Here is a 26,802-nt window from a genome sequence, read left to right as displayed (position 1 = left end):
TGGCCTCCCCGAGAGTTGTGTTACGTCGTGCCGAAGCCGCCCTGCGACGTGCCGGAGCTGCCCGTTGGGCCTGAGCTGCCGGTCGTGCTGCCGCTGCCGCCGGTCGAGGAGCTGTTCGTCTGGGCGGCGCTCGCCAGCCCGTCCTTGGCTTCCTGGTAGAGTTCGGCAGCTTTTTCGCTGGCGCTCTCATACACCTCGGCAGCCTTTTCCTTGCCCTGTTCATAGGCATCGGCTGCCAGCGCACCGGCCTTGGCTTTCACCGCATCCGAGGCTTCGCCAAGAAGGGCGTCTTCCTGCGGCGTATGCGGCAGAGCAGAGCCGAGAGCCGCGCCAAGAGCGAAGGCTAGAGCGCCACCGACCAGCGGCTGGTCGCGGAATTGATGCAGGATCGTCTCGTTGAGATTGTCGATCTGCGCCTTGGCAGCACCCGCAGCATGCGCTGCATTGCTGCGGCCCGCGCTCGCTCCGGCACTGGCGGTGTCGCGCGCATCGTGCATCTTCTCACGTGCCTTCTGCCAGGTATGGGATGCCCAGCCTGCGGCAGCATCGATCAGATTGCCGGTTTCATCCTTGAAGTGCTCGATGCGGTCACCCGTTGCCGAGGTGAAGCCCTTGAACCGCGCACCAGTCTCGTCGACGAAATGACCGGCACGACGGCCGCTTTCGTCCGAAAAGGCCTTGAAGGTGCGGCCCGCTTCATCGGCGAATTCGCTGACACTGCGGCCATGGGCATCGCTGGTGTGCGAGCGGCGCTGCAGGCTCGAGCCGGCGATGATGGTGACGGGATAATCCCCATAGTCATCGTCATCATCATAGCTGTCATAGCCGCGATTGCGGTTGATGCTATTGTCCCAGGCCCGGTCAGCGCTACGATCAGGCGTGGTGCTTTGCGGCTTGGCCATCAGCCAGGCAAGGCTGACGCCCAGCAGCGCCACGGGCAGAGGATTCGCGGTGACCTGACGCTGCAGGGTCGAGACGAACTCACCGCCACCGCCCTTGGTATAGGCCAGCAGTTCATCCACCAGCTGACCGGGCGAAAGCTTGGCCTGGATTTCGTCGATGGTGTTTTCCACCCGGTTGCGCTGCATTTCGATCTCGCGCTGCAGCTCGGCAGAACTCTTGTGTTCGTTGTCGTAGCTCATCACAGCCTCTCCTTGACGACATCGGCGTCGCGGCCGAGCGAGGCCGCCGTACGGTTCATGTTGAGATTGCTTGCCTTGAGGGCGTTGAGACCCTTGGAGAGGGTAACCCAGCCGATCAGGCCCACCACGGCCGTCACGACAAAGGCGGCAATGGCATTGGCCATGGTCGGGCCGACGCCCATATTGATCAGCCATGCTGCAAGCAGCGATACGATCGCGGCAAGAAGCACACCCAGTGCGCCCAGCAGCAGCACGCCGCCAATGGCGATCGAGCCGGCTGCTGTGGTGACTTCGGACACCTTTTCGGAGGCCTCGGTCTTGGCAAGCTGGATTTCCTTGCGGAAGAGGCTCGACAGATCGCCAACGAGCCCGCTCAGCAATTCCGTCAACGGACGACCTTCACCTGTCTGAGACATCAGCGATCTCCCGTCACGGTATTGGGCCGATAGCCCGTGTCATAGCTCGAAGAGACAGGACGCGTGCTTGTGCTCGAGACACCCGAAGCGCTCGAAACACCCGAGACGTTGGACGTACCCGATGTGCTGGAAGTGGTCGCGGCCTGGTCGCGGCGATGGGTCGAGGCAAGGGCAAAGCGGCTGGCAACGAAGCCGGCAAGCGCGGCAACCCCAAGAAACGCGACCGGCTGGTTGCGTCCAAAATCCTGAGCGGCGCCCATCAGGTCGTCGACGTCGCGGTTTTCGATCTGCTTGCCGACCTTGGAGAGGCCACCGGCGAGGTCGCGGGCATAGCGGGCAACAGTCTGTTGTTCCGAGCCTTCGAGCTCACTGGCAACCTTGCTGATCGCATCGGCAACGCCGGTGATCTGGCTGGCTGCAAGATCCTTCTGGTGCGCGGCAAAGGACTTGGCCTTGTCGGTGGCTTCACCGAGCTTTTCCTGGGCCTGGTCTTTCAGCTCGCGCGTATCGGCAGCGGCCTGCTGCTTGATCGTGTCGAGATCGTCCTTGGCGCGGGAGGTCACCTCGTTCAGGTCCTGGCTGGCCTGCTGCTGCAACTCCGACGACGGGGTATTGGCCGTCCCGCTCGTGCGGTTCGGATCCTCGATGCTCATCTAATCCTCCAGTGTGGGACTTCGCTATCCGCACAATGGAATTAACCGGCAGCAGTTCCGAAGTTTGCGCGCGATTGCAGTCGCGTCGTCTGTTCGGCAGGCTCAGGGATCAGGCGTCGCGCTGGGGAATCTCGGCGCTGCCTTCCACCCGGTCGCGGAACAGGGTCGCCCGCGCCAGCAGCATCAGCGTCACCGGCGTCGTCACGGTCACGAAGGCGAAGATGATGATCTCGTGAAAGATCGGGCGTTCACGGGTGATGCTGAAATAGATGGCGGAGGCCAGAAGGATCAGGCCGCCCCCCATGCTGGTGCCCATGGTGGGCGCATGGATGCGCAGATAGAAGGTCTTGAGCCGCACAAGCCCGAGACACCCGGCCATGGTCAGCAGCGCCCCCAGAAAGACGAAGAGGGAAACGAGGATTGCAAGCCAGAGCGGCAGGTCCGGGCTCATTCGATCACCTCGCCGCGCATCAAGAACTTAGAGAGCGCCACCGTGCCCACAAAGCCCAGGAGCCCGATCAGCATGGCCAATTCGAAATAGATCAGGGAATTGTTGGCAATGCCGAGCGTCACGAGCAGCAGCAACGCCACCACATAGAGGGCATCAAGCGCTAGGATGCGGTCCTGCGCCCGCGGTCCCACGGCCATGCGATAAAGCGAGGCGAGCATGGCTATGCCGAGCATGATCTGGCCGGCAAACAGGCTCCAGCTGAGAATGACTTGGCTCATTGGAAGATCTCCAGCAGCAGGGCCTCGTAGCGCGTGCGGATGGTTGTTTCCCAGTCCGCCGCATCGACGAGGTCGAAGACATGGATAAGCACGGTGCTGTGCTCGCGATTATATTCGAGCCAGGCGCTGCCCGGCGTGGCGGTGATGAGGCAGGCGAGCACTGCTAGCGCAAACGTATCGGTGAGCTCGAGCTTCATCTCGATGAAAGCCGCCTTCGGCTTCGGCCGCGGATTGCCGAGCACCATCAGCAGGGCGATGTTGGATCGCACGATATCGAGACCCGCGATCGCGGCGAGCTTGAGCAGTAGATGCGGATTGCGGATGCGAACCGGCTCGGGAATGATCTTGGCTGCGGCCAGAGATGCGCCAATGGCGATGATCGAGCCGAGAAGAACGTGGCCGAACCCGATCGATTGCTGCAGCACCAGCCATAGCCCTAAAAGCAGGGCTGCCAGAACAGGATGGGGAAAAAGCTTCTTCATTGCGCCTCCCCTCCTGCAAACACGGCCTCGACATAAGGCGCCGATGTGTGAAGCGCCATGGCTGTTTCGGTCATGGCCTCGAGCACCGGCCCGGCTGCCACCGCCATCAGCAGACACAAAAGCAGCAGCACGACGACGGGCGCGATCTCCATCGGCCGCAGGCGAATATCGCCCTCGGGCAGCGACACCCAGAAGATGTTGATGCCGTTGCGCACCATTGAGACCAGCACCAGAAGGCCCGACCCAACCATGGCGCCCATGAACCACCAGGTTGCCGCCGTCGGCGCATCGTCGGCCGAAAAGGCCGATGAGATCATGGCGAATTTTGCAAGGAAACCCGACAAGGGCGGCAGGCCCGCCATGATCAGGCCCACCACGACAAAGCAGAGGCTGACAATGGTTGCCGCAGCCGGGATGGTGCGGCTGACCTCCTGATCCTCGTCGAGCTCTTCTTCCTCGTCGCCATAAAGTTCGAGTGACACGGCGAGCACCTGGGCTTCGCTGGGCAGGATCTGGTCGAGAATGTCCTTGAGCAGGAACAGCGCGCCTGCCGCAAGCGTGGCGACCACCGCATAGTAGAGCCCGCCCCCGGTAACTCCCGGATCGTTATAGCCGACGCTGAGCAGCAGCGTGCCGGCTGAAACAAGGATCAGGTAGCTCGCCAGCCGGTCGAGCGACTTGCACGAGAGAACGCCCACACTGCCATAGGCAAGGGTCGCAAAGCCGAGCACCAGCAAAACCGCCTGCCCGAACGCGGCTTCCTCTGCCGTTCCCCCGGCAAACACCAGTGTCCAAAGCCGCAGGATGGCGTAGAACCCGACCTTGGTCATGATCGCGAACATCGCGGCAACCGGCGGCGGCGCCACCGAATAGGTGTTGGGCAGCCAGAAATGCAGCGGCCAGGCGCCGGCCTTGATCAGGAAGGCAATGCCGAGCACCGCCGCGCCTGCTTCGAAGAGCCCCCGGTCCTCGGCCGCAATGGCCGGCAGCGCCCGGGCGATATCGGCCATGTTGAGCGTGCCGGTCGAGCCATAGATCAGTGCCACCCCGATCAGGAAGAGAAAGGAAGCAACAAGATTGATGGCGATGTAGTGGAGGGCCGCGCGCACCTGGTTGCGCCCGCCGCCAAACAGCACCAGCCCGTAGGAAGCGGCCAGCAACAGCTCGAAGAAAACAAAGAGGTTGAAGAGGTCGCCCGTCAGAAACGCCCCGTTGAGCCCCATGGTGAGCGCGTGAAACAGCGGAAAGAAATTGGTGCCGCGCCGATACCAGCGCGCCGAGGCGAACAGCATCACCGCCATCGCCAGGATGGAGGTGGTCAGCACCATGAGCGCGGCCAGGCGGTCGGCCACCAGCACGATGCCGAAGGGCACGGGCCAGTTGCCGAGCGGATAAACAGCCGTCGCTATGCCCTCGGCGCCAAACTGCAGCGCAAAGAGCATGGCGGAGACGGCCAGCAGCAATCCGCTGAACCCGATATTGAGACCCAAAACCCGGGATTTGGCCCGCTGATCCCCGAGCAGGATATTGGCGATGATCGCCAGCAGCGGCACGAGTACGGGCAGGATGGCGATGTGATTGACCCCGTTCATCTCAGTTCCTGCCATCGACGTGATCGTTGCCGGTAAAGCCGCGCGCAGCCAGCATCACGACCAGGAACAGCGCCGTCATGGCAAAGCCAATGACAATGGCGGTCAGCACCAGCGCCTGCGGCACCGGATCGGCATAGTCGGCCGGATTGGCATCGCTGCCCGACAGGATTGGCGCCGCATCGGTGCGCAACCGTCCCATGGAGAGGATAAAGAGATTGACCGCATACGAGATCAACGAGAGGCCGATGATTACCTGAAAGGTGCGCGGACGCAGCACGAGGTAAACCCCGGAACCGGCGAGAACGCCAATAGCGAGAGCAAGGGTCAGTTCCATTTGTCGTGCTCCTTGCGGATCCGCGTCTGGGTGGCTCCAGCCGCCTTGGGGCTGCGGATCGACTGGTGCGCAAGCGCGATCAGCATCAGGACGGCCGCCCCGACGACAAGGGCGAATACACCGAGGTCGAAGATCAGCGCCGTTGCCGCCGGCACGCGTCCGATCAGCGGCAGATAAAGATAGGTGAAGCCCGAGGTCAGGAACGGCATGCCCATGATCATGGCGCCAAGCCCGGTCAGGAGGCACAGCAGCAGCCCCCAGCCTATCCAGATCAGCGGCAGGATACGCAATCGCTCTTCCACCCAGCGCGTGCCCCCCGCCATATATTGGAGAATGAAGGCCAGCGACATGATGATGCCGGCGATAAAGCCGCCGCCGGGCAGGTCGTGGCCGCGCAGGAACATATAGACGGCGATGACGATCACGAATGGGAAGAACCAGTTCATGATCAGCGCCGGAATGCGCAGGAAGTCGCTTGCGATCCGATCGCCAGTCGCATCGTCTCCCCCGCCGAGCATGCGCTGCTGCTCGGGCCGCTCGACACTGTCCTTGGCAGGACGGAACCGGCGCAGCAAACCAAAGACGGTCAGCGCCACCATCGCAAGAACGGTGATCTCTCCCAGGGTGTCAAAGCTGCGGAAATCGACAAGCATGACATTGACCACATTTGTGCCCCCGCCCAGCGAGTAGGCGTTTTCAAGGAAGAAGTCGGCGAGAACCGTTGGCGCGTCCCGCGTCATCACCGCATAGCTTGCAACGGCCGCTCCCAGCCCTGCCGCCACGGCAATGCTGACGTCGCGCAGCCGGCGGAAGCGGATCCGCAGCGTCACCGGGTCGGTAAAGGGTGTGCGCTTGGGCAGCCAGCGCAGACCAAGAAGGATCAGAACGGTGGTGGCGATTTCGGCCAGGAGCTGAGTGAGCGCCAGATCGGGCGCCGAAAACCAGGCAAAGGTGATGCAGGTGGCAAGGCCCGCGCCTCCCATCAGGATCATGGCGGCCAGGCGATGGAACTTGGCTTGCTGGGCTGCCGCAATGGCAGAAATGCCGCCCACGAGCCAGACAAGGCCGAGCACCGGATCAAAGCTCTGTGGCAGAGGCAGGTTGCCGAGCCGCCCCCAGGCGGCGGCAACCCCGGCGCCAAGGGCAAAGAGCACCACAAGCAGGATCTGTGGCTGCAGCTTCTGCGTGCCGAACCGGCGGGTGACCTTGGGCGCCCAGCGATTGGTCAGGTGAACCAGCATGCGCTCGAAGATGCGTTGCCCGCGCAGGCCCCGGATCAGCGGCACGCCGTCGACATGCCTGAGGCGCCGGTAATAGGCGACATAGATCACCGCGCCGCCCAGAAGTGCAATCAGGCTCATGATGAGGGGCAGGTTGAAGCCATGCCAGACCGAGAGGCTGTAATAGGGCGGTTGTGTTCCCAGCGTGGCGGTTACCGCCGCGGCCAGGAATGGTCCCATGGTGATGCCGGGGATGATACCGACGGCCAGGCAGATCAGCACCAGCATCTCGATCGGCCGGCGCATCAGCGCAGGTGGCTCATGCGGCACGGTTTCGAGCTGGGTCGTGGGCTTGCCGAAAAACACGCCATGCACGAACTTGGCGGAGTAGGCGACCGAGAGCATGCCAGCCAGCGTTGCTGCGATGGGCAGGGACAGGTTCACGAACACATTGGGGTTGAACACCGCCGTTTCGGTAAAGAACATTTCCTTGGAAATGAAACCGTTGAGCAGCGGCACGCCGGCCATTGCGGCGCTGGCGATGATGGCGAGCGTTGCCGTAAAGGGCAGGAACTTGCGCAAGCCGCTGAGCTTGCGGATATCGCGCGTGCCGGTTTCATGGTCGATGATGCCGACCGCCATGAATAGCGAGGCCTTGAAGGTGGCGTGATTGACCACATGGAATATGGCGGCAACGGCAGCCAGCGGCGTCGCCATGCCAAGCAGCGTTGTGATCAGTCCAAGGTGGGAAATGGTCGAATAAGCCAGCAATCCCTTGAGGTCGCGCTGGAAAAGCGCTGCATAGGCGCCGAACAGCAGCGTGACGAGACCGGTATAGGTGACGATCCAGAACCACAGGTCATGGTCCGACATCACCGGCCAGAACCGGGTCAGCAAAAAGACGCCGGCCTTCACCATGGTCGCCGAATGGAGATACGCCGAAACCGGGGTCGGCGCGGTCATGGCATTGGGCAACCAGAACTGGAACGGGAACTGGGCGCTTTTGGTGAAGGCGGCCAGCAACACAAGGATCAGCGCCACCGGATAGTAGGGGCTGTCGACGATCTTGCTGCCCGAGGCCAGCACGTCCTCGAGCTCGTAGCTTCCCACGATATGTCCGATCAGGATCACTCCGGCAAAAAGCGCGAGCCCGCCCATGCCGGTGATGATCAGGGCCATGCGAGCCCCGTCGCGCGCATCGCTGCGATGGTACCAGTAGCCGATCAACAGGAACGAGACGATGCTGGTCAGCTCCCAGAAAATGGCGAGCTGTATGATGTTGCCCGAGATAACAAGACCCAGCATCGCGCCCATGAAGGCGAGAAACAGCGCATAAAAGCGCGCGATGGGATCGTCGGGTGACATGTAGTAGCGCGCATAAAGCACCACCAGCATGCCGATAAAGGTAACGAGGATGCTGAACAGCCAGGCCAGGCCATCCATGCGCAGCGTCAGGTTGAGCCCGAGCTGGGGAATCCACTCGATCGTGTAGATCAGCGGCTCCGAGGCAACGCTGGGGAACAACAGGGCGGTGAGAACAAAGAGAAGGCTGGCGACGCCTCCCGCGATCCAGACTGCTGCGCTGCTGGTCTTTTTGGGAAGGGCTAACATGAAGACGCTGGCCACGAATGGCAACGTGCACATCAGGGTGAGAATGGTGTCGGCCGCCTGTCCAGTCAGCTTCAATTCCTCGCGTCTTCGGGTGTCCTATTGGGTATAGGCAATGCCATAGCAAAGTGAAAGGGCAGGGCGGCGAAAACTCTGCCGATCTGGTCGCGTTTTTTGTCGCACCGCCTGTTTGAGAAGCGTTGACCCGATGGCGATGCGGAGAAAATCCTGCCTCAGGTATGTGGTTGCTGCCCCTGGCGCAGCATCCACAAAACGCCAGAATTACGGGGCGTTAGCGTAAGTTTCGGCAAGGCTGTGTCTGATCATTTAGAGCGTCGTTCGGACGCCAAAAAGACAAAAAATTGCCATCAAGGGTTGATCCGCGAAAAAGCGTGTACTACCTTTTCCATCATCTGAATGAATTTGACGTTGAGTGAATGCCATTGCTGTGAACGCGATGCGCTTTTCTGTTTCCGTGAAAACTATACATTGGATAAACTGAACGAGCCGCGAAGTTTAACCTCGTGGTTTGTCTTTGTGAGTACATGGCAGCCAAGTTAAAGATAAAGAACCTCACCAAGATTTTCGGCCCTTCGCCAGCAGAGGCGCTCAAGCGCCTTCGCGCAGGAGAAAGCAAGGCCACGATCTTTGAAGCCACCGGCAACACCGTTGGTGTCAACAGCGCCAGTTTCGATGTCGAGCAGGGTCAGATCTTCGTTGTGATGGGCCTGTCGGGCTCGGGCAAGTCGACCCTGGTGCGCATGCTCAATGGTTTGATCAAGCCCACGGGCGGATCGATCCATATCGATGGGGAAGACATTGCCGCCTGCTCGCCTGCAACCCTTCGCCGGGTGCGCCGCGAGAAGGTCGCCATGGTCTTCCAGCACTTTGCGCTCTTTCCTCATATGAGCGTCATCGACAATGCCGCCTACGGTCTCAAGATCAAGGGTGTTGCCCCTGATGAACGGCGCGAACGCGCTCAGGCGGCTCTCGATCAAGTGGGGCTCAGCGCGCATGCCGAGAGCAAGCCGTCAGACCTGTCCGGCGGCATGCAGCAGCGCGTGGGTCTTGCCCGCGGCCTTGCGACCGATCCGGAAGTGCTGCTGATGGACGAGCCTTTTGGTGCGCTTGATCCCCTCATCCGCCGCGATGTGCAGGACGAACTCCTGCGCCTTCAGAAAACCCTGAAAAAGACCATCATCTTCATCACTCACGATCTCAACGAGGCCCTGCTTCTGGGGGATCGCATCGCGATCATGAAGGACGGGGAAGTGGTCCAGATCGGCACGGCTCAGGATATCGTGTCCCAGCCCGCCAATGACTATGTCGCCGCTTTCGTGGCCGATATCGATCGCGGGCGCGTCTTTACCGCCGAGACGGTGGCAGTCGAGCCGGCCGTGCTCCAGCTCGATGGCGATACCGCCGGCGATGCGGTACGCACCATGGAAGAGCAGAACCGTGGCGCGGTCTACGTGCTCGATGGCGAACAGATCGCCGGCGTCGTCACCTACCAGCAGGCCGCCGCTGCCGACCGCGAGAGCGGAACAAGCGACGTGCCGATCGCCGAAGTAATGATCACCGATTATCCCAGCGCCGATCCCGGCACCCAGCTCGTCGATCTCTATGGTCACGCCAGCACGGGCCTTCCCATCGCCGTGACCGATGCGGACAACAAGCTCGTCGGCGTCGTCGAGCCAGAGGCCGTGTTCGCCCAGCTTTCGGGTGATCCGGCTCAGGACGAGGCGCCCCCCGCGCCCTTGGCTGACGACGCTGCCCAACCTGCCGCCGCGCGCTAGAACAAGAAGCAAGGAGGCGTGCCATGCGCCCGTCAGACTTTCTCGTCATTCCCTTTGACGAGTGGATCAACATATTCGTGCGCGGCTGGCTGGTGCCTAATTTCCGGCCGTTCTTCCGCGCCGTCCAGGTGCCCATTACCCAGGTGCTGAACGGGCTCGATGCCGTTCTCGCCTTTGTGCCCATGCTGGCCATCACCGCCATCTTTGCAGCGCTTGCGTTCAAATATGTCGGCCGCGGCATGGCCATCTTCACCATCGTGGGCTTTTTCTTCATCGACATGATCGGGCTCTGGCCCGAAACCATGACGACCCTGTCGATGATCATCACCGCGGTGCTGTTCTGCTGCGTCATCGGCATTCCGCTCGGCATCGTTGCAGCGCGCAGCGATCTCGTGTGGAAATTCGCCCGCCCCATGCTCGATGTCATGCAGACCATACCGAGCTTTGTTTATCTCGTGCCCATCGTCATGCTGTTCGGCGTCGGCATGGCTCCTGGCATCATCGCGACCATCATCTTTGCGCTGCCGCCCATTGTGCGCCTCACCAATCTGGGCATCCGCAATGTGCGCGCCGATCTGGTGGAAGCCGCCGAGGCCTTCGGTTCGACCCCGCTCCAGATGCTGTTCGACCTGCAATTGCCCTTGGCCATGCGTACCATCATGGCCGGTCTCAACCAGACCCTGATGCTGGCGCTGTCCATGGTCGTGATCGCAGCGCTGATCGGCGGCGGCGGACTGGGACTCGTGGTCAATACCGGCCTCGGTCGCCTTGATGTCGGTGGCGCGACCGCTGGCGGCGTTGGCATCGTCATCCTTGCCATCGTGCTCGATCGCATCACCCAGGGTCTGGGCGAGCAGAGCAAGGTCAAGACCGTGTCCTTGCGCCAAACCCTGATTTCCATGTTCCGGCCTGGCGCCAATGCGCCGGCAGAAACAGGAAAGGTGGCTCCCTGAGCCACTGAGCCTTGGGGATTTTCCCCTTTCGCCTCCGCCCCAGGCGGATCAACGAAAAGCTAGAAAAGGAGACCCACCACAAGTGTTCCGTCTCAAGACTCTTCCGGCCCTTGCCGCCCTCATGCTCACCACCGGCCTGACCGCCGCTCCCGCCATTGCCCAGGATCGTCCGGGCGAAGGCACTCAGATCGTCATGGCGCAGCCCACCTGGGATACGGGCTGGTTCCACACCGAGATCTACCGCCAGCTTCTCCAGGAACTGGGCTACGAAGTCGGCGCCGCGCTGACGCTCGATAACCCGCCTTTTTACCAGTCCGTGGCGCTGGGCGATGTGACCATGTGGGTCGATGGCTGGTTCCCGCTGCACTCGACCTATGAGTCCACCTTCGAAGGCAGCGCCGAGATCGTCGGTGCCGTGGCGCGCGGTGGCGCTCTGGAAGGCTATCTCGTCGACAAGGCTGCCGCCGAAGAGTTCGGCATCACCTCGCTCGAGGATTTCAAGCGCGACGAAGTCAAGGCCGCCTTTGACCGTAATGGCGATGGCAAGGCCGATCTCGTTGCCTGCCCGCCCGGCTGGGGTTGCGAGATCAATATTGAGCATCACCTCGATGCCTATGAGCTGCGCGATCATCTCAACCCCATCAAGGCTGGCTACTCCGCCTCGATGGCCGATGCGGTTGCAGCCTATGAGAGCGGCGAACATATCCTGTTCTATACCTGGACCCCGAACTGGACGGTGAACGAACTGGTGCCGGGCGAAGATGTCGTCTGGATCGAGGTTCCTGAAGTCGATCTGCCCGATATGTCCCTGGCCGATGCGGCAACCATCGCGGGCCTCGAAGGCTGCGTCAACGATCCTTGCATGCTCGGCTTCCCGGCCAATGACATCGTGCCGGTCGTCAATTCCGAGTTCCTCGCCGACAACCCGGCCGTGGCCGCGCTGCTCGATGCGGTCGAAATCCCGCTCACCGACATCTATGCCCAGAATGCTGCGATGAACGAAGGCGACGACGACATCGAAGCTCAGGCTGCCGCATGGATCGAGGCCAACCGCGCCGCCGTCGATGGCTGGCTCGACGCTGCGCGCGCCGCACAGTCCTGAAACGCGAAGGGGTCGGCACAACCGACCCCTTTCACATCGTCTTCGACCGTCGTCCCGCCGCAGCGGGATTTTTTCGTGTGGCGGAAGGCGAAAATCCAATCCCCCGCCGCGCCGCTTTCGCGTCTCTCAGCCCTGGTCTTCCACGGCAGTCTTGACCGCGAGATGGGCGGTTTCGATGGTTGGGAAATGCTGGCCGTCGACCACAAAGGCCGGCAGCTTGACGGCAAGGAAGCGGTAGCCCCCTTCGCTCGGCACGACAACGCCCAGAGGCTCTCCGCCCACTTCGATCACGGTTGGCCGAAGCGCTTCGGCCCTCTTCAAACTATTTTCCTGCATGGCTTCAATCTCCACTTGCGTGGCGAATCGGAAAGCTCAGGCTGCGGGAGATCCGCGCCGGTGAGGCCAATTCGCTCGGGGTCTATCGGATTTCTGAGACGGCTATGTGACGTCGGTCACATGGGGATGTGACGGTAGTCACATTCGTTTCAGTCGACAGGGCCCTTGCCAGCGTTTGAGGCCATTGCGGCGGGTTACTACGGTCCAACACAGGGCATGGATGGTGTTCGTCGGCGATTGTGTCATCGTCACTCCTCTCCTTGCAGGTGTTGAACGCAAACATGAGCGCCACTAAGGCGCAGCAAAGGCAAGATAGGGCAGGCGCTGTGATTTCGCCAGTAGGCTATGTTGCTCAAATCGGCAAAAAAGCGAAAAAGCCTGCTCGACTTTCGTCGGGTATAGAAATATGACTAAGCAGATCAGGATTAAGCCAGGCGATGCCGGCTCAATCCTTTAGGGTCTTGCGCTCAGCGCGAAAAAGGCACGCTGGCGGTCAGCAACTCGCCCGAATTGTTGAACTCCACCTGGAATTCGACGGTGATCTGGTCGCCGATCAGGAAAAGACGCGAACCGATCTGAACGTCATTGCCGCCGCGGTCGCGCTGGCGCTCGACAAGGTCGAAGCCGATCTGGTTTCCGCGCTGCTGGCCGACAGCCGTACCGGAAAACCCGGCATTGGAGGTCATCACCGCCTCGTAATGTCCGCGCGCCTCGACAAAAGCGATCGTGCCGCTGACGGACAGGTTCATGTTGATGAGGGCGCAGCGGCCCGTATAGTTGATCTTGCCCTGGTTGCCCGAGCTGACCGAGAGGCGGCAACGGAAAGGCTCCGGGCTGTCTCCGCCCTGCAGCACGCTTTCCCCCCGCCAATTGCCGATATAGTTCGCCAACAGCGCCTGTTCGGTGGGGCCTGCAGAAGCAGGAGCCGCCCCGCCCAGCCCCAGCATGGTCACAGCCACCGCTACGGCTTTACCGATATTCTTTGCCACTTGCGTTCCTCTTCTTGCCACGCCGCAATTTTCTCACTGTTGGCAGTCACTTTAGGAGTTCATCCAACAATGCCAGTTTAATATGATGCCGCAAAGATACGGCATTAACGCAATACAAACTATCTCGTCCGGGAGGCAGCGTGCAGGCGTCCAATCAGTCACCACTCTCGCAGGACCGTGTGCGCGACACATCACCTGAGCAGAGCACCGCGTCCCCACTCATTCGGGCGAACGGGGTTGGTTATACAGTCGAAGTGGCCGGCAAGCCGCTCACAATTCTGCGGGGTGTCGATTTCAGCCTCAAACCGGCTGAGGTCGTCGCCATTGTCGGCCCCTCGGGCAGCGGCAAGACCTCGCTTCTCATGCTGCTGGCCGGGCTCGAGCGCGCCAGCGCCGGCCGCATCGAAATCGGTGAGACCGACATTACCGGCCTCAACGAAGACGCGATGGCCGTGTTCCGCCGCCAGACCCTGGGCATCGTCTTTCAGAGTTTTCACCTCATCCCCTCCCTGAGCGCTCTCGACAATGTGGGGCTCGCGCTCGAGATCGCACGCCCGGACCTCAGCCTTGCCGAGGTGCGCAAGGAAGCGGCGGAAGCCCTTGACGCGGTCGGGCTCGGCAAGCGCCTTGATCATCATCCCTCCGCACTTTCCGGCGGCGAGCAGCAGCGCGTCGGTCTGGCACGCGCTCTTGTCACCAAGCCCCGGCTCCTTCTTGCCGACGAGCCGACAGGCAATCTCGACCAGAAGACCGGCGCCATCGTGGTCGAACTCATGTTCAACCTGGCCCGCCAGAATGGCACCGCCATCGTCATGATCACCCATGATCCCCATCTGGCCGAACGCACCGACCGCACCTTTACCATGGAACAGGGACAACTGACCGAAACCACGGGCCAGAAGCACTGATGCGCGCCCTCGTTTCGGCTGCCCGTGTCGGCCTCAAGGAAATGGCGGGCGATTGGCGCCGCTTTTCCCTCCTTATCATCTGTCTTGCAGTCGGCACCGCGCTGATCGCCGGCGTCTCCTCGGTTTCGGGCGCCATCACGCGGTCTGTCGATCAGAATGCGGCACAGCTGATGGGCGGCGATCTTGAATTCACCCGCTCCGATCGCGCTGCGAACGGGGAAGAACTCGCCCTCTTCGAGGCTGCAGGGCTCGTCGCCAGTGTCGTTGAAACCAATCTCGGGGCCCAGTCCCCGGCAGGCGAAGCCTTTGTCGATCTGGTTGCGGCCGGACCCGGCTATCCCCTCCTCGGCGGCGTCTATACCGACAATCAGGAGGCCATGACCGCGCCCTTTACTGCTCTTGCTGAGCGCGATGGCGCATTCGGCGCTCTGGTTGATCCGGTCATGCTCGACCAGCTGGGCCTTGCTGTGGGCGACGTCATCTCCATTGGCGGCACCGACTTCGATGTGCGCGGCACTCTTCTCGGCTTTCCCGATGGCCCGGTCCGCGGCTTCCGCCTTGGTCTTGCCGCCCTGATCAGTTCCGATGGATTTGCCACGGTCTCAGATCGCACCTCGCCCCTGCCTGGCCTTGGCACCAATTTCCGCTACAAGCTCCTTTTGTCGAGCAGCGATACAGAGGCCGAACGCGACAGGCTTGCCGATGCCCTTGGCGATGCCGGCTGGGAAATCCGCTCCGCGCTCGATGGGCTCGGCCCCATGCTGCGCTATTATGACCTGTTCACCGGTTTCCTGATGATCGTGGGTCTTGGTTCCCTGTTGATCGGCGGCGTCAGCGTCTGGAGCGTCATGTCCGCCTATATCGCCGATCGTGCCGGCGTCATCGCAGTGCTCCGCAGCCTTGGTGCGTCGCGCTGGCGGGTTCTTGTCCACTTTCTGGTGCAGGTGCTGGCTCTTGGCCTGATCGGGGTAGGTATCGGCGCGCTGATCGGGGCAGGGGTCGGGCTCCTGGTTCTCCCCACCGTCGGCGAAGCCATCGGCATTCCGCTTGCCCGCCAGCTCGATCTGCTTTCCCTGCTCGTTGCCGCAGCAGTGGGGCTTCTCACTGCCTTCGCCTTCTCCTATCTGCCGCTCGTGCAGGCGCAGATGGTTTCGCCCGCCAGCCTTTTCCGCTCCAAGGGCCTTTCTGCGCCGCGCATCCAATGGTCGCAGTTCCTCCGTTCGCCCGAACTGCTGCCCCTGGTGCTCGCTATCGTCCTGTTTTTCGGCCTTGCGGTCATCCTCACCGGCAATCTCGCTCTGGTTCTTGCCTTCATGACTGCCTGCATCGGTGCCGCGCTGCTATTGCAACTAGGCAGCCGCCTCGCGCTCCAGGGCCTTGCGCGTCTCCCCGCCACCGGCTGGCGGCCGCTGCGCCAGGCCCTGCGCGCCGTCATCGGCTCCACCCGCAACAGCGCGGCCATCGTTACCGCGGTCGGACTTGCCATGGTCATCCTGGTCGTCGTTCAGGTTCTGGTGGTTAATCTGCGCAACGAATTCCTTGGCGCCTCCGTGTTCGATGCCCCGACACTCGTTGCGTCCGACCTTTTCCCCGACGAAGTGGAAACGCTTGAAAGCTATGTCGGCCCCGAACACGGCATTGCCCTTGTCACGGCGACTCCCATGCTGCGTGGCCAGGTTTCGGCGGTCAACGGCCGCCAGGCCGCCTCCCTTTCCGCCGATGGACCGGAAGCCGCTTTCCTGCTTTCGGGCGAAATCCCCATGACCTATCGCAGCGTCCTGCCACCGGCCTCGCGCATCGTCGAGGGCGTCTGGTGGGGCGAGGATTACACCGGCGCTCCGCTTGTTTCTCTCCACCAGAACCTGCGTCAAAGCCTTGGGCTCAAGCTCGGCGACGAAATCGCCTTCGACATCTTCGGCGATACCGTCGCCGCAAGGATCGGCAATTTCCGTGATTATGCATGGCAGGGCGGCATCGACTTTCTCGTTGCCTTTTCTCCCGGCGTGCTCGACGCCTATCCCTCCACCATTCTGGCTGCCGTAACGGCCGAAGACGGACGCGAGGAAGAGGTCGAGCGCTTCCTTGCCGGGGAATTCATCGACATCAAGTTCATCGAGATCGGCGCGACCCTCACCCGCATCACCGAAGCCCTCAGCCAGCTTTCGCTGGCGGCAACCGGCGTCGGCGGGCTTGCCGTCCTCAACGGTCTCCTTATCCTGATCGGCAGCCTTGCTGCCGGCCGCCGCCAGCGGGAAGCCGATGCCGTGCTCAACAAGGTGCTCGGCGCCCGCCGCAGCGAGATTCTTGTGACCGCACTCATCCAGTTCCTGCTGCTCTCGCTCTTTGCCGCGCTGATCGCCATCCCCGCCGGCATCGCCACGGCATGGCTGCTCACTCAGGTCCTTCTCAACGTTGCCTTCGCGGTCGAAGCCTCCACCATCGGCCTCGTGGTCCTGGGCCTTGTCGGCACGACGGCGCTTTTGGGCGCCACCACGCTGCTGCGCGTCCTCTCCATCCGCCCGGCCTTGCTTCTGCGCGAAATGTCGAGCGTATAGCGATCGCTGCCACACCCCAGCCAACCTCCCCCTCCAGAAGGGGGAGGCCAGAAGGGCGTTTTTGAAGGCGTCAAAATAGCTTTCCACACCCCGATTGGGTTTTCGCCCCAATCCCCACTATGGTCGCGCCAATTCGATTCACAGGGGCTCGACCATGGCGCTTCCCACCCAAAACCTTGCCACCCGTATTGCTGGGGAAATCGGCGCCCGCCCCGATCAGGCGAAGGCCGCGATCGAACTGCTCGATGGCGGCGCCACCGTCCCCTTTGTCGCCCGCTACCGCAAGGAAGTGACCGGCGGTCTCGACGATACCCAGTTGCGCACCCTCGAAGAACGCCTCGGCTACCTGCGTGAACTCGATAGCCGTCGCGACGCGATCCTCAAGTCCATCACCGAACAGGGCAAGCTCACCGCCGATCTCGCCGCCGCCATCGCCGCCGCTCCCACCAAGGCAGAGCTCGAAGATATTTACCTGCCCTTCAAGCCCAAGCGCCGCACCAAGGCTGAAATTGCCCGAGAGCGGGGTCTTGGCCCCCTCGCCGAAACTATCCTCGGCGATCGGAAGCTCGTCCCCGCAGACCTCGCTACCCGATATCTGACCGGCGATGTCGCTGACGTAAAAGCCGCCCTTGATGGCGCCCGCGACATCATCGTGGAACAGATGGCCGAAAATGCCGATCTCGTCGGCCGTCTGCGCACCTATATGAAAGATCGCGCCACCCTCCGTTCCAAGGTCATTCCCGGCAAGGAAGAATTGGGGTCCAAGTTCTCCGACTATTTTGATCACACCGAGCGCTGGGCCACCGCCCCTAGCCACCGCGCCCTTGCCATGCTGCGCGGCCGCAACGAGGAAGTGCTCTCGGTCGATATCGAGGTGGATGCCGGAGACACCTCACCGGTCAAGCCCACCGTCCGCACCGTCGCCTCCGCCTATGGGATCGGGGGCAGCCTTCCCGGCGACAAATGGCTCATGGATGTGGCCGGCTGGGCCTGGCGCACCAAGCTATTCGTCCACCTCTCTCTCGATCTGATGCGCGATCTGCGCGAGCGCGCCGACGAAGAGGCCATCACGGTCTTTGCGCGAAACCTGAAAGACCTGCTGCTCGCCGCCCCCGCCGGCTCCCGCGCCACCATGGGTCTTGACCCCGGCATTCGCACCGGGGTCAAGGTCGCCGTCGTCGATGGCACCGGTAAGCTTCTCGCCACCACCACGGTCTATCCCTTTCCGCCGCGCAATGACGCTTCCGGCACCCAGGCCGAACTCGCCCGCCTGATCCGCGCCCACTCTGTCGAACTCATCGCCATTGGCAATGGAACCGGCTCAAGGGAAACCGAAAAGCTCGTCGCCGACATGCTGGGTCACATGCCGGCGCCGAAGCCGCTGAAAGTCATCGTCTCGGAAGCCGGCGCCTCCGTCTACTCCGCTTCCGCCGCTGCCGCCGCCGAATTCCCCGGGCTCGACGTGTCCCTGCGCGGCGCCGTCTCTATCGCCCGGCGCCTGCAGGATCCGCTGGCGGAACTCGTCAAGATCGAACCCAAGAGCATCGGCGTCGGCCAATATCAGCACGATGTCGATCAGTATCGCCTTGCCAAATCCCTCGACAGCGTCGTTGAAGATGCGGTGAACGCGGTAGGTGTTGATCTCAACACCGCCTCCGCATCCCTCCTCGCCCGCGTCTCGGGCCTCGGCGCCTCCATTGCCGAAGCCATCGTCGCCCATCGCGATGCCAATGGACCGTTCAAAGCCCGCAAGGAATTGCTCAAGGTTGCTCGCCTTGGCCAGCGCACCTTCGAGCAGGCGGCAGGTTTTCTGCGCATTCCCGATGGCACCGAGCCGCTCGATGCCTCCGCGGTTCACCCGGAAGCCTATGGCCTTGCCCGCAAGATCGTGGCCGCCTGCGGCCGCGACGTCCGAGCCCTGATGAGCGATCCCACGGCCCTCCGATCGCTCGACCCGCGCGTCTTCGTGGACGACCGCTTCGGCCTGCCGACCGTGCGAGACATCATCGGCGAACTCGAAAAGCCCGGACGCGATCCCCGCCCCGCCTTTAAGACGGCAACCTTCGCGGAAGGGATCGACGATATCAAGGATCTCAAGCCCGGCATGCAGCTTGAAGGCACAGTCACCAATGTCGCCGCCTTCGGCGCCTTCGTCGATATCGGCGTGCACCAGGATGGCCTTGTCCATGTCTCCCAACTTGCCGACAAGTTCGTCAAAGACCCCCATGACGTGGTGAAAGCCGGCGACGTCGTGAAAGTAACCGTTGTCGACGTCGATGTCCCCCGCAAGCGCATCGGCCTCACCATGCGCCGCGACGGCGGCGCCTCCGCACGCGAAAGCAAGCCGGTTCAGCGCGACCAGAAATCCGCCGGCAGACCGCAACAGCGGCCCCAGCCAGCCAAAAGCAACGATCAGGGCGCTTTTGGCGCCGCCCTTGCCGAAGCGATGAAGCGGAAGTAGCCCCTCACCGACTCGGCTTCGCCGAGCCACCTCTCCCCGAGAGGGAGAGGAACGGGCCGAGCGCGTGGTTGAACACGTCTATTCTTCTCCCCCTCGGGGAGAAGGTGGCGCGAGAGCGCCGGATGAGGGGGATGCCGATGCCATTCACCTCTCCCCGGGAGGAAGCGGGTGTTCAAGCGCTCAATGGTCAGAGACGAATCAAGCCTCCACCATCAACGTCACAATCTCGAACGGACGCAGCTTCAGCGTCACGGCATTATCCAGCACTTCAAGCTCTCCCCCGGCCTCTACTTCCATCAGGTTGACGACCCGCACGCGCTTCACCGGGACGCCGAAATAGACCGTGGTCTCGGCGCGGATATTAGCGTGCTCGAAAAGACGCATCACCATGGCGTCCGAAGTTTCGGCCTTTTTGACGGTCTCGATGGTGACGTTGTCGACATCGACTGACGCAAAACTGAAGCGCTCGAAGGTGTCGGCTGTTGTCGCCTGTTCGGTGAGATCTCCCACCACAGACACAGGGTTGTTGAACCGCTCCGCCGCCCGATGCACCTGCGCTAGATCGGCCACACCATCATGCACGAAAAGTGCGTAGCGCAGGCGATGTTCGCCCAGATCCGCTTCAGGGCTGGGATGGCTTGAACCGCGCACCAGCGTCAGCCGCAGCGATTGCTCATGGCAATCATAGCCATATTTGCAGTCGTTGATCAGCGCCACGCCGAAATCGGCTTCGCTCAGGTCCACCCAGCGATGCATGGAGGCTTCGAAGCGCGCCTTGTCCCAGCTGGTATTGCGATGCGTCGGACGCTTGACGTGTCCGAACTGGATTTCCGAGCGGATTTCGGACGTGTTGAGATCGAAGGGGAACTGCGCCTTGATGACCTGAGCGCGCTCCTGCCAGTCGACAAAGGTATCAAACTCGACCTGCCGGGCGCCTGCGGCCAGCGAGATCACCTGTATCACCCGTGACTTCCGATACTGCCGCTCGATGCGGAGCGCGGCCCGGTGCGGTCCGGTCTCAACCACCTCTAGTTTCGCCGGGCTGTCCGCCAGCGGCCAGAACTGCTCTTCGAAGTACCAGTCGATATCCCAGGCATCATAGTCCATGGGTTTGTCTTCATAGGCAATCAGCCGGTTTGCCCTGGCGCCCCTAGGCAATAGCTCGCGTTGCCGCGTCTTGTCACGAAGCGAGACGATCTCGCCCGAGCGATCGAATTCGATCCGCAACAGCTCGTTTTCCAGATGCTGTTGGGAAACCGAGAGGGTTGTGTCCGCTTCCGTCGTTCCCGTCACCAGTTGCGCTGCGGTCCAGCCAAGCGGGGCAAGATGTCCGGCAGGTGCAACATGATCTCTGCGGCCATCGGCCCGGGTGATCGCTTGAATCGGCGCGATCCCGTCAGCGCTGGCCAGCGCTGTGCCGGGCGCGACAGAGGCGCCGAGATGCACAAGATCGTGCCGGGCCTGACTCGTGAAATTGAGAAGCCTCAATGCTCCCGGCTCAGGCCGGGCAAAGGCCGAAGCGGCCGCATGCCAGGGACCGTTGGGCGATTGAAGCGTCGAAAAGATGCGGTCATAGTCGGTGTCGCTGTCGGCATAGACCTTAGGAATAGACGTGCCCGGCAGGATGTCGTGGAATTGGTTGATCAGTACCAGCTCCCAGAATTCAGCCAGCGTTTCGCTCGGATAGGCGTGACCAGTCTTGGTCAGCGCCATTACCCCGAGAAATTCAAGTTCCCGCAACAGCCGTTCGGAACGGCGATTGTTCGCCTTGTTCTTGGCCACCGAAGTCAGGGTGCCGCGATGATATTGGAGATAGAGTTCGCCATTCCAAGTCGGGAATTTCTGGGGATGCGCCTCCATCGCTGCCCCGAGCCGACCAAGGAAGGGACCGATACCCTCTAGCTTCACTCTCGGTGCGCCTGGAATGCCGCGTTCGAGCCGCATGCCACGCTCGATCATGGCGCGCGTCGGCCCGCCTCCGCCATCACCATACCCATAGGACATAACCACTTCGCTGTAAGCCGCCTTCGGCTCATACCGTTTCCAGGCGCCCATGGTTTCGCTGACCGAGAGGTCGCCATTATAGGTCGTGTAGATCGCTTCGCTCTCATAGCGCTGCGCGGTAATCAGCTGCGCCTTCGTCACCGTTCCGTCGATGCCGCGCCAGAAAAAGGTGTCATAGGGATGCCGGTCGGTATCGTTCCAGCTCAGCTTGGAGGTGACGAAATACTCGAGCCCCGATTGCCTCATGATCTGGGGCAGGTTCGCCGAATACCCGAACGTGTCCGGCAACCACACGGTTTTGGGCGTGACCCCGAAATGCTCCTGGTGGAACCGGCGACCGCGCATGATCTGGCGCACAAGGCTTTCGCCCGAGACAATGTTGACGTCCGGCTCCACCCACATGGCACCTTCAATCTCGAATTGTCCGTTCTTCACCCGTTCGAGGAGGAGGCTCCAGAGCTCGGGATAATCCTCTTTCAAAAAGTCGAAGAGCACCGACTGATTATACATGAAGATGAACTGCGGGTATTCCTCCATCAGCTTGAGCACGGTGGCGAAACTGCGCGCGGTCTTGTCGCGCGTATGGAGCACCCGCCAGAGCCAGCCGACATCGAGATGGGTGGAGCCAACGGCGGTGATCTGGGGTTGCACCTCGGTATCGGCGAGATCGTAGATCTGTGCCGCAATGGTTTCGGCTGCCGGCAGGCTCGCCTCGAATGCCGGCGTATGTCCGTCCCGCCGGTCGAGCGCCCGCAAGGCGCGATCGACGAGGTTCAGGATCGCGTGCCGCCGCGGGTCGTTCTGGTTGAGCCGGATCGCCACATCGAGCGGGGTCATAAGGTCGAAATAAAGCTTTTCCGCCCGCTCGTTGCGCAAGGCGAAATCCACCCCGAACCCCACGAGCGGCCGGTCGAAAAAGGTGAAGGCGTTGACCAGCAGCACATGCCTGTTGCCTGGCACGGCATCGCGCTCGATCACCAGTTCGGTGTGATTGCCATCGAGCGCCTGGGCAATTCTGCCATCGAGATAGACAAGGCATTGCGGATCGGTCGTGCCGGGCCGGTCCTGCCATTGGCTCGTGAACCGGGCGACGAACACCTGGCCCCGGGCCGCCTCCGGCACCACGATCTCGGCCGCAAACCAGGTGTGTTCCTGATGCTTGCCCCAAACCGAGTGCGGCCCGAATTTCTCCCAGGCCCGCCAGTCCGCCGCAAGCGCCTGCTCGGCGCCGAACCCATCCTCAGCCATCACATGCCATTGGAACGGGATATCTGCGAGGCTCGTGCGGGTCTTGCTCTCGAGATCGGCGCAGAGCCGGAAGAGCTTGCCCTCCATCTTGATGTCGTCGTCCAGCAGTCCCAGTTTGGCTGCGAGTGGATTATGGTAGGGCATGGCGCGGCTCCAGATGTCGGGCAACGCCAGGTAAGCACGGAGCTGCAACGTTGCAAAGACACTTTCCGGCCTTTCCGTAAATCCCGTTTGGCGTGCGCGTGCGGCCGTGGCAAAATCGCGCCTCAGGATCGGGACAGATGAGCAGCAAGACTTCAGGACCAGGCGGGCGTGACCGCAAAGAGCGCGTCACCTTGCGCACCATTGCCGAGGCAACCGGGCTGAGCCTGTCGACCGTGTCGCTGTCCCTGCGCGGCGGAGAAACGCTGAAACCCGAGACCCGCGACCGGGTCGCCGAAGCCGCCCGCGCCCTCGGCTATGTGCCGGACCGGGCCGGCGTGCGCCTGCGCACCGGCAAGACCAATGTCATCGCCCTGGTGCTTGATGGAGCCGAAGATTCCATCGATTTCGCCCGCCACATGATCCAGGGCATCGGCCAGGCCATCCGCGGCTCGCGCTACCACCTCACCGTCATCCCCGAATTCGACGGCACCGCCAGCACCGAAACGGTCGACTATATCCTGAGCAACCGCGCCGCCGATGGCGTCATCATCACCCACACCGCCCCCCACGATCCACGCATCGAAAAGTTGATCGAGGCCGACTTTCCCTTCGTCAGTCATGGCCGCACGGCTTTTACCGAGCCCCATAGCTACCACGATTTCCACGCCGAGGCCTTCGCCGCCCTGGCCGTCGAGCGGCTCGCCAGCAAGGGCTGTCGCGATGTCATGCTGGTGATCGGGGACGACAGCACCACCAATTACCGCAATATCGTCGGCGCCTTCCGCGCTGCGGGCGAGCGGGCGGGCATCAAGGCGCGCCTTCTCGAAGGCACGGCGAAATGCGCGCCCGCCGAGATCCGGCGCATGGGGGTCGAGCTCGCTCATGGCCCCGATCGCCCCGATGGCATTATCTGCGACAGCGAGATGCGCACCATTGCTCTGGTTGGCGGCCTCGCCGACGGCGGCGTCGGCCTGGGGCGGGACATGCATCTGGTCTACAAGCAGACCTCTGGCATCCTGCCCACGCTCTTTCCAGCGCTCGACAGCATCCGCGAGGATGTCTTCGCCGCTGGTGGCGAGCTCACCCGCCTTCTTCTTGAGCGGATTGCCGGTACGCCGGCGGAAGAGCTGCAAACCCTGGCCGAGCCGCAGCCGCACTGGCGCAGCGACTAGGCTGCTACCTGCGCGCGCGCCGCCGCCAGTTTCATGGCCGCCGTCTTGTTGAGCGCATAGGCGAGCCCCACCTGCATCAGCAGGCCCGCCGCGATCAGCGCCCCATCGAACACCCAGTCTCCCGGCACGGCGGTCTTGACCGCCTGAAACAGCAGGCTCAGCGCCGTGCCTGTTGCAAAAACCGCCAGCCCCTGCCGTCCCATGGCCCTAAGCGGTCCGGCCGCGCGTGAGGCGGCAAAGCGCAACAGCACGGGCAGGCAGGCCAGCACATAAAAAAGGCTCAAGGCATGAAGCAGGCGCGGCAGCGCCAGAAAGGTCTTGTCGAAGGAGTGGACCCAAAACGGCAATCCGCCCCGCCACAGCAGGTGCAAGCCATAATTTCCGGCCGATCCGACGGCGGGGATTTTGACCCAGGCCAGCACCAGCAGCACAAAGCCCAGCGCCAGCAGAAACGGGACGGGGCGCGGGGCAAACAGGCGTTTGCCCGTTTTCATCCCCACCCCGATAGCGAGCCCGATCACGAACAGCAATTGCCAGGTGAAGGGATTGAAGAACCACCCACCCGAATTGGGATAGTTCGGAAAGTTGAGCCTGAACTGGCCCGCGATAGCCCAGACGAGCACCGAGCCTGCAATCAGCCAATAGGGCTTGCGCAGCGCCAGGGGGATCAGCAGCGGCGTCGCCAGCAAAAGCGTCAGGTAAAGCGGCAGGATATTAAGATAGCCGAACTGGTGCGACAGAAGCGGGATGCCCATCAGCACCGCGAGAGGTTCGCGCGCCATCGCCCGCACATTGTTGGTTTCCAGCAGCCCGTAAAGCCCGAAAAAATGGGCCGCTCCGGCAAAGGTGCCAAGGAAAATAGCGGTTAATGTCAGGTGGACGAAATAGAGCTGCCGGGCCCGCGCCCAGGGCCGCGCGACCGCCAGCCAAAGGGGCAGGCGCCGGAGAAAGGCGCTCGAATAGGCAAGGCCCGCCGCCATGCCGGACATGAACACAAAGCCTTCAGCCGCGTCGCTGAACCCGTAATTGCGATTGGTGAAATGCTCGAACACGGTGCCGGGCACGTGGTTGATGAAGATCATCACCAGCGCCAGGCCACGAAACATGTCGAGCCGCTGGTCCCGCTCGCCTGGAGCGAGCGGTGGACCACCGGCAAGGATCGATTGCATAAACGGCACGCGGTCCCAGAACGAAGACCTACGCTGGAGCATGTATGCCCACGCTGTCCATGGCTGTTACTCCCACCGGATCATGTGAGCGCCATTGTACAAGGATCGCGTCGGCTTCTGCAATGATGGGCGTGGGCGCAAGTTCGCTCGGGGCGGCATAGAGCCAGGCCTTGTCCGCCTGCTCTTCACCCAGAGAACTGGCCCAGATGATAACGGGTGCGAGGAGCGCCGGCACTGCCACGGGCAAGAGCCAGGGCAGGAAGTCCGGACCCGCCATGGCCATGAAGGCGATGGCCCCGATGGCAACGATCGTGATCCACCAGCTCGCTTCGAACGCGGTGCGCAGCGAAACCGAGCGAGCATCGCGCTCCGTTGCCGGCCACCCGCCATCGAAGCCGAAGAGGATCTGGAACACGGCCCGGCTCTGAAAGGCCAGAAGGGCAGGGGCGATGATGGTCGAGAGCAGGATCTCGGCAAACACCGAGGGAATGACGCGCCAGCCGCCGAAGAGTCGATTGGTGCCGTCGAACGCCCCGCGAAGAAGAATGGCGAATTTGGGCAACAGCAACGTCACCGCGACCCCGGCTGCAATGGCCCAGGGGGAAACGCCCCAGCGGTCGCCGCCATTGTCCGGCACAAGGCTGGCCCCGAGGCTTGCAACCAGAAGCAGCAGCCAGAGCGGGGAAACCACATAGGCCATGATGCCCTGGAGAAACGTGAAGCGGCTCCAGAATTTGAGCCCGGGCGCAGCAAGCAGGCGCCGGTGCTGCAGGTTGCCCTGGCACCAGCGCCGGTCACGCTTGGCATATTCGATAAGGTTTTCCGGCCCCTGTTCGTAGGACCCAGCGATTTCCGGATCTACCACCACTTTCCAGCCGCCGCGCGCCAGAAGCGCGGCTTCGACATAATCGTGACTCAGGATATGGCCGCCATAGGGGGGCTTTCCCGAAAGCACCGGCAGGCCGCAGCAACTGGCAAAGGCACGCACACGCACAATGGCATTGTGCCCCCAATAGGGACCCTGATTGCCCTGCAGCAGGGCCGCGCCACGGGAAAAGTACTTGGAATAATAGGCCGAGGAAAAGGCCATCATCCGGCCAAAGGTCGTTCGCGCACCGATCACCACCGGCACCGTCTGCAGCAGCCCCAGATCCTTGTCGAGATCCATGCTGCGCGCCATGGCTACCATGGCATCCGCTTCCATCAGGCTGTCGGCATCGAGAATGATGGCATAATCATAGGCGCCGCCCGAGCGGGCAACGAAATCCTCGATATTGCCGGCCTTACGGCCGACATTACGCTCCCGGCGGCGGTAAAACACCCGCCCTGGCGCATCCGGCTCGCGCATCAGCCATTCAAAGGCATTGGCCTCCTCGGCTGCCACTTCGAGCGATGTGGTGTCCGAGAGGATGGCAAAGTGGAACCGGTCCGCAAGTCCGCGCGCAACGATCTGCCGGTTCATGGCGGCAATGCGCGAAAAGGTCTCGTATGGGTCCTCGTTATAGATCGGCACGAGAACCGCAGTTTTCCCTTCGGGCCGCTTGAGGTCACCGCGCGGGCGGCGCTTAGGGGCAAAAGAGCCGATAATGCCGGTCATGCTGCCCCAGACGAGCCAAAACCCGGTGAGCACAAGCAAAATGGTGCGCACCCAGTCGAGCCATCCGGGCCGGTTGCCGCCGATCAGGTCGATAAAGGCGAGGCCCGCCGTCAGGCAGATGGCAGCTGCAAAGGTCAGGGTGAGCAGACGGAGGAGAGCTGTCTGCCCGGGAAAGGCACCGTTGCGCATGGG

Annotated in this window: 21 protein-coding genes; 7 read left to right on the top strand and 14 right to left on the bottom strand. The window is 62.4% G+C overall.

Annotated elements, in window-relative coordinates:
* Positions 1 to 20 precede the first annotated feature (20 nt).
* The 9 genes from BM364_RS16895 to BM364_RS16855 form a co-directional block, all read right to left on the bottom strand.
* On the bottom strand, positions 21 to 1,142 hold the full coding sequence (locus BM364_RS16895) for a DUF3618 domain-containing protein (RefSeq protein ID WP_092426668.1): 1,122 nt from the start codon (positions 1,140 to 1,142) through the stop codon (positions 21 to 23).
* Complete coding sequence (locus tag BM364_RS16890) at positions 1,142 to 1,558, bottom strand: phage holin family protein (protein ID WP_092426666.1); 417 nt, start codon at positions 1,556 to 1,558, stop codon at positions 1,142 to 1,144. The genes BM364_RS16895 and BM364_RS16890 overlap by 1 nt, the downstream gene beginning before the upstream one ends.
* A complete protein-coding gene (locus tag BM364_RS16885) occupies positions 1,558 to 2,211 on the bottom strand; it encodes a hypothetical protein (protein ID WP_092426664.1) in 654 nt (217 codons plus the stop codon). The genes BM364_RS16890 and BM364_RS16885 overlap by 1 nt, the downstream gene beginning before the upstream one ends.
* A gap of 109 nt (positions 2,212 to 2,320) precedes the next feature.
* Positions 2,321 to 2,662, bottom strand: coding sequence for a monovalent cation/H(+) antiporter subunit G (gene mnhG / locus BM364_RS16880; RefSeq protein ID WP_092426662.1), 342 nt, complete (start codon positions 2,660 to 2,662; stop codon positions 2,321 to 2,323).
* Positions 2,659 to 2,940, bottom strand: a complete 282-nt coding sequence (locus BM364_RS16875; protein WP_092426659.1) for a K+/H+ antiporter subunit F — start codon at positions 2,938 to 2,940, stop codon at positions 2,659 to 2,661. Before BM364_RS16875 ends, mnhG begins: the two co-directional genes overlap by 4 nt.
* Positions 2,937 to 3,422: a Na+/H+ antiporter subunit E gene (locus BM364_RS16870; protein WP_092426657.1), complete on the bottom strand. Its 486-nt coding sequence runs from the start codon at positions 3,420 to 3,422 to the stop codon at positions 2,937 to 2,939. Before BM364_RS16870 ends, BM364_RS16875 begins: the two co-directional genes overlap by 4 nt.
* Positions 3,419 to 5,029, bottom strand: a complete 1,611-nt coding sequence (locus BM364_RS16865) for a monovalent cation/H+ antiporter subunit D (protein ID WP_092426655.1) — start codon at positions 5,027 to 5,029, stop codon at positions 3,419 to 3,421. The genes BM364_RS16870 and BM364_RS16865 overlap by 4 nt, the downstream gene beginning before the upstream one ends.
* The gene (locus BM364_RS16860; RefSeq protein WP_092426653.1) at positions 5,016 to 5,348 is read right to left on the bottom strand and encodes a Na+/H+ antiporter subunit C; all 333 of its coding nucleotides are present in this window, start codon (positions 5,346 to 5,348) and stop codon (positions 5,016 to 5,018) included. Before BM364_RS16860 ends, BM364_RS16865 begins: the two co-directional genes overlap by 14 nt.
* Positions 5,339 to 8,212 (bottom strand): monovalent cation/H+ antiporter subunit A, encoded by a 2,874-nt coding sequence (locus tag BM364_RS16855; protein ID WP_092427241.1) that lies wholly within the window; start codon positions 8,210 to 8,212, stop codon positions 5,339 to 5,341. Before BM364_RS16855 ends, BM364_RS16860 begins: the two co-directional genes overlap by 10 nt.
* A gap of 509 nt (positions 8,213 to 8,721) precedes the next feature.
* Between BM364_RS16855 and BM364_RS16850 the strand changes: the two genes are divergently transcribed.
* The 3 genes from BM364_RS16850 (at position 8,722) to proX (ending at position 12,027) form a co-directional block, all read left to right on the top strand.
* Positions 8,722 to 9,972, top strand: coding sequence for a quaternary amine ABC transporter ATP-binding protein (locus BM364_RS16850; protein WP_092426651.1), 1,251 nt, complete (start codon positions 8,722 to 8,724; stop codon positions 9,970 to 9,972).
* Positions 9,973 to 9,995: 23 nt separating this feature from the next.
* Positions 9,996 to 10,925, top strand: a complete 930-nt coding sequence (locus BM364_RS16845; protein WP_092426650.1) for an ABC transporter permease — start codon at positions 9,996 to 9,998, stop codon at positions 10,923 to 10,925.
* 82 nt (positions 10,926 to 11,007) lie between these two features.
* Complete coding sequence (gene proX, locus BM364_RS16840) at positions 11,008 to 12,027, top strand: glycine betaine/L-proline ABC transporter substrate-binding protein ProX (protein ID WP_244542929.1); 1,020 nt, start codon at positions 11,008 to 11,010, stop codon at positions 12,025 to 12,027.
* 126 nt (positions 12,028 to 12,153) lie between these two features.
* Here the strand turns inward: proX and BM364_RS16835 are convergent, their stop codons facing one another.
* Both BM364_RS16835 and BM364_RS16830 read right to left on the bottom strand, forming a co-directional pair.
* A complete protein-coding gene (locus BM364_RS16835; RefSeq protein ID WP_139232618.1) occupies positions 12,154 to 12,363 on the bottom strand; it encodes a hypothetical protein in 210 nt (69 codons plus the stop codon).
* A gap of 467 nt (positions 12,364 to 12,830) precedes the next feature.
* Complete coding sequence (locus BM364_RS16830; protein WP_092426647.1) at positions 12,831 to 13,352, bottom strand: lipocalin/fatty acid-binding family protein; 522 nt, start codon at positions 13,350 to 13,352, stop codon at positions 12,831 to 12,833.
* Positions 13,353 to 13,492: 140 nt separating this feature from the next.
* On the opposite strand from BM364_RS16830, the gene BM364_RS16825 reads away from it, so the two are divergent.
* The 3 genes from BM364_RS16825 (at position 13,493) to BM364_RS16815 (ending at position 19,276) form a co-directional block, all read left to right on the top strand.
* Positions 13,493 to 14,260, top strand: a complete 768-nt coding sequence (locus tag BM364_RS16825) for an ABC transporter ATP-binding protein (RefSeq protein ID WP_244542928.1) — start codon at positions 13,493 to 13,495, stop codon at positions 14,258 to 14,260.
* Positions 14,260 to 16,815, top strand: coding sequence for an ABC transporter permease (locus BM364_RS16820; protein WP_092426645.1), 2,556 nt, complete (start codon positions 14,260 to 14,262; stop codon positions 16,813 to 16,815). Before BM364_RS16825 ends, BM364_RS16820 begins: the two co-directional genes overlap by 1 nt.
* A 154-nt stretch (positions 16,816 to 16,969) precedes the next feature.
* On the top strand, positions 16,970 to 19,276 hold the full coding sequence (locus tag BM364_RS16815) for a Tex family protein (RefSeq protein WP_092426643.1): 2,307 nt from the start codon (positions 16,970 to 16,972) through the stop codon (positions 19,274 to 19,276).
* 198 nt (positions 19,277 to 19,474) lie between these two features.
* Here BM364_RS16815 and BM364_RS16810 read toward each other — a convergent pair whose 3' ends face one another.
* Positions 19,475 to 22,672 (bottom strand): alpha-mannosidase, encoded by a 3,198-nt coding sequence (locus BM364_RS16810; RefSeq protein ID WP_139232617.1) that lies wholly within the window; start codon positions 22,670 to 22,672, stop codon positions 19,475 to 19,477.
* A 137-nt stretch (positions 22,673 to 22,809) separates the two neighbouring features.
* On the opposite strand from BM364_RS16810, the gene BM364_RS16805 reads away from it, so the two are divergent.
* A complete protein-coding gene (locus BM364_RS16805) occupies positions 22,810 to 23,844 on the top strand; it encodes a LacI family transcriptional regulator (protein WP_092426639.1) in 1,035 nt (344 codons plus the stop codon).
* On the opposite strand, the gene BM364_RS16800 is transcribed toward BM364_RS16805, so the two are convergent.
* A complete protein-coding gene (locus tag BM364_RS16800; RefSeq protein ID WP_092426638.1) occupies positions 23,841 to 25,055 on the bottom strand; it encodes an OpgC family protein in 1,215 nt (404 codons plus the stop codon). The two genes, BM364_RS16805 and BM364_RS16800, sit on opposite strands and share 4 nt — an antisense overlap.
* The gene (gene mdoH / locus BM364_RS16795) at positions 25,042 to 26,799 is read right to left on the bottom strand and encodes a glucans biosynthesis glucosyltransferase MdoH (protein WP_092426637.1); all 1,758 of its coding nucleotides are present in this window, start codon (positions 26,797 to 26,799) and stop codon (positions 25,042 to 25,044) included. The genes BM364_RS16800 and mdoH overlap by 14 nt, the downstream gene beginning before the upstream one ends.
* Between the last annotated feature and the right edge of the window lie 3 nt (positions 26,800 to 26,802).

Origin of the sequence: Devosia crocina (genome assembly GCF_900116545.1) — a bacterium.
Classification (GTDB): Bacteria; Pseudomonadota; Alphaproteobacteria; order Rhizobiales; family Devosiaceae; genus Devosia; species Devosia crocina.
Note: the sequence above shows the minus strand (reverse complement) of the source record. Positions and strands in the feature narration are given on the sequence as shown.

Bases quoted from the DNA above. Each gene is read 5' to 3' on its own strand.
- BM364_RS16895 (WP_092426668.1), bottom strand. From the start codon at position 1,142: ATGAGCTACGACAACGAACACAAGAGTTCTGCCGAGCTGCAGCGCGAG.
- BM364_RS16890 (WP_092426666.1), bottom strand. From the start codon at position 1,558: ATGTCTCAGACAGGTGAAGGTCGTCCGTTGACGGAATTGCTGAGCGGG.
- BM364_RS16885 (WP_092426664.1), bottom strand. From the start codon at position 2,211: ATGAGCATCGAGGATCCGAACCGCACGAGCGGGACGGCCAATACCCCG.
- mnhG (WP_092426662.1), bottom strand. From the start codon at position 2,662: ATGAGCCCGGACCTGCCGCTCTGGCTTGCAATCCTCGTTTCCCTCTTC.
- BM364_RS16875 (WP_092426659.1), bottom strand. From the start codon at position 2,940: ATGAGCCAAGTCATTCTCAGCTGGAGCCTGTTTGCCGGCCAGATCATG.
- BM364_RS16870 (WP_092426657.1), bottom strand. From the start codon at position 3,422: ATGAAGAAGCTTTTTCCCCATCCTGTTCTGGCAGCCCTGCTTTTAGGG.
- BM364_RS16865 (WP_092426655.1), bottom strand. From the start codon at position 5,029: ATGGCAGGAACTGAGATGAACGGGGTCAATCACATCGCCATCCTGCCC.
- BM364_RS16860 (WP_092426653.1), bottom strand. From the start codon at position 5,348: ATGGAACTGACCCTTGCTCTCGCTATTGGCGTTCTCGCCGGTTCCGGG.
- BM364_RS16855 (WP_092427241.1), bottom strand. From the start codon at position 8,212: ATGTGCACGTTGCCATTCGTGGCCAGCGTCTTCATGTTAGCCCTTCCC.
- BM364_RS16850 (WP_092426651.1), top strand. From the start codon at position 8,722: ATGGCAGCCAAGTTAAAGATAAAGAACCTCACCAAGATTTTCGGCCCT.
- BM364_RS16845 (WP_092426650.1), top strand. From the start codon at position 9,996: ATGCGCCCGTCAGACTTTCTCGTCATTCCCTTTGACGAGTGGATCAAC.
- BM364_RS16835 (WP_139232618.1), bottom strand. From the start codon at position 12,363: ATGCAGGAAAATAGTTTGAAGAGGGCCGAAGCGCTTCGGCCAACCGTG.
- BM364_RS16820 (WP_092426645.1), top strand. From the start codon at position 14,260: ATGCGCGCCCTCGTTTCGGCTGCCCGTGTCGGCCTCAAGGAAATGGCG.
- BM364_RS16815 (WP_092426643.1), top strand. From the start codon at position 16,970: ATGGCGCTTCCCACCCAAAACCTTGCCACCCGTATTGCTGGGGAAATC.
- BM364_RS16810 (WP_139232617.1), bottom strand. From the start codon at position 22,672: ATGCCCTACCATAATCCACTCGCAGCCAAACTGGGACTGCTGGACGAC.
- BM364_RS16805 (WP_092426639.1), top strand. From the start codon at position 22,810: ATGAGCAGCAAGACTTCAGGACCAGGCGGGCGTGACCGCAAAGAGCGC.
- BM364_RS16800 (WP_092426638.1), bottom strand. From the start codon at position 25,055: ATGCTCCAGCGTAGGTCTTCGTTCTGGGACCGCGTGCCGTTTATGCAA.
- mdoH (WP_092426637.1), bottom strand. From the start codon at position 26,799: ATGCGCAACGGTGCCTTTCCCGGGCAGACAGCTCTCCTCCGTCTGCTC.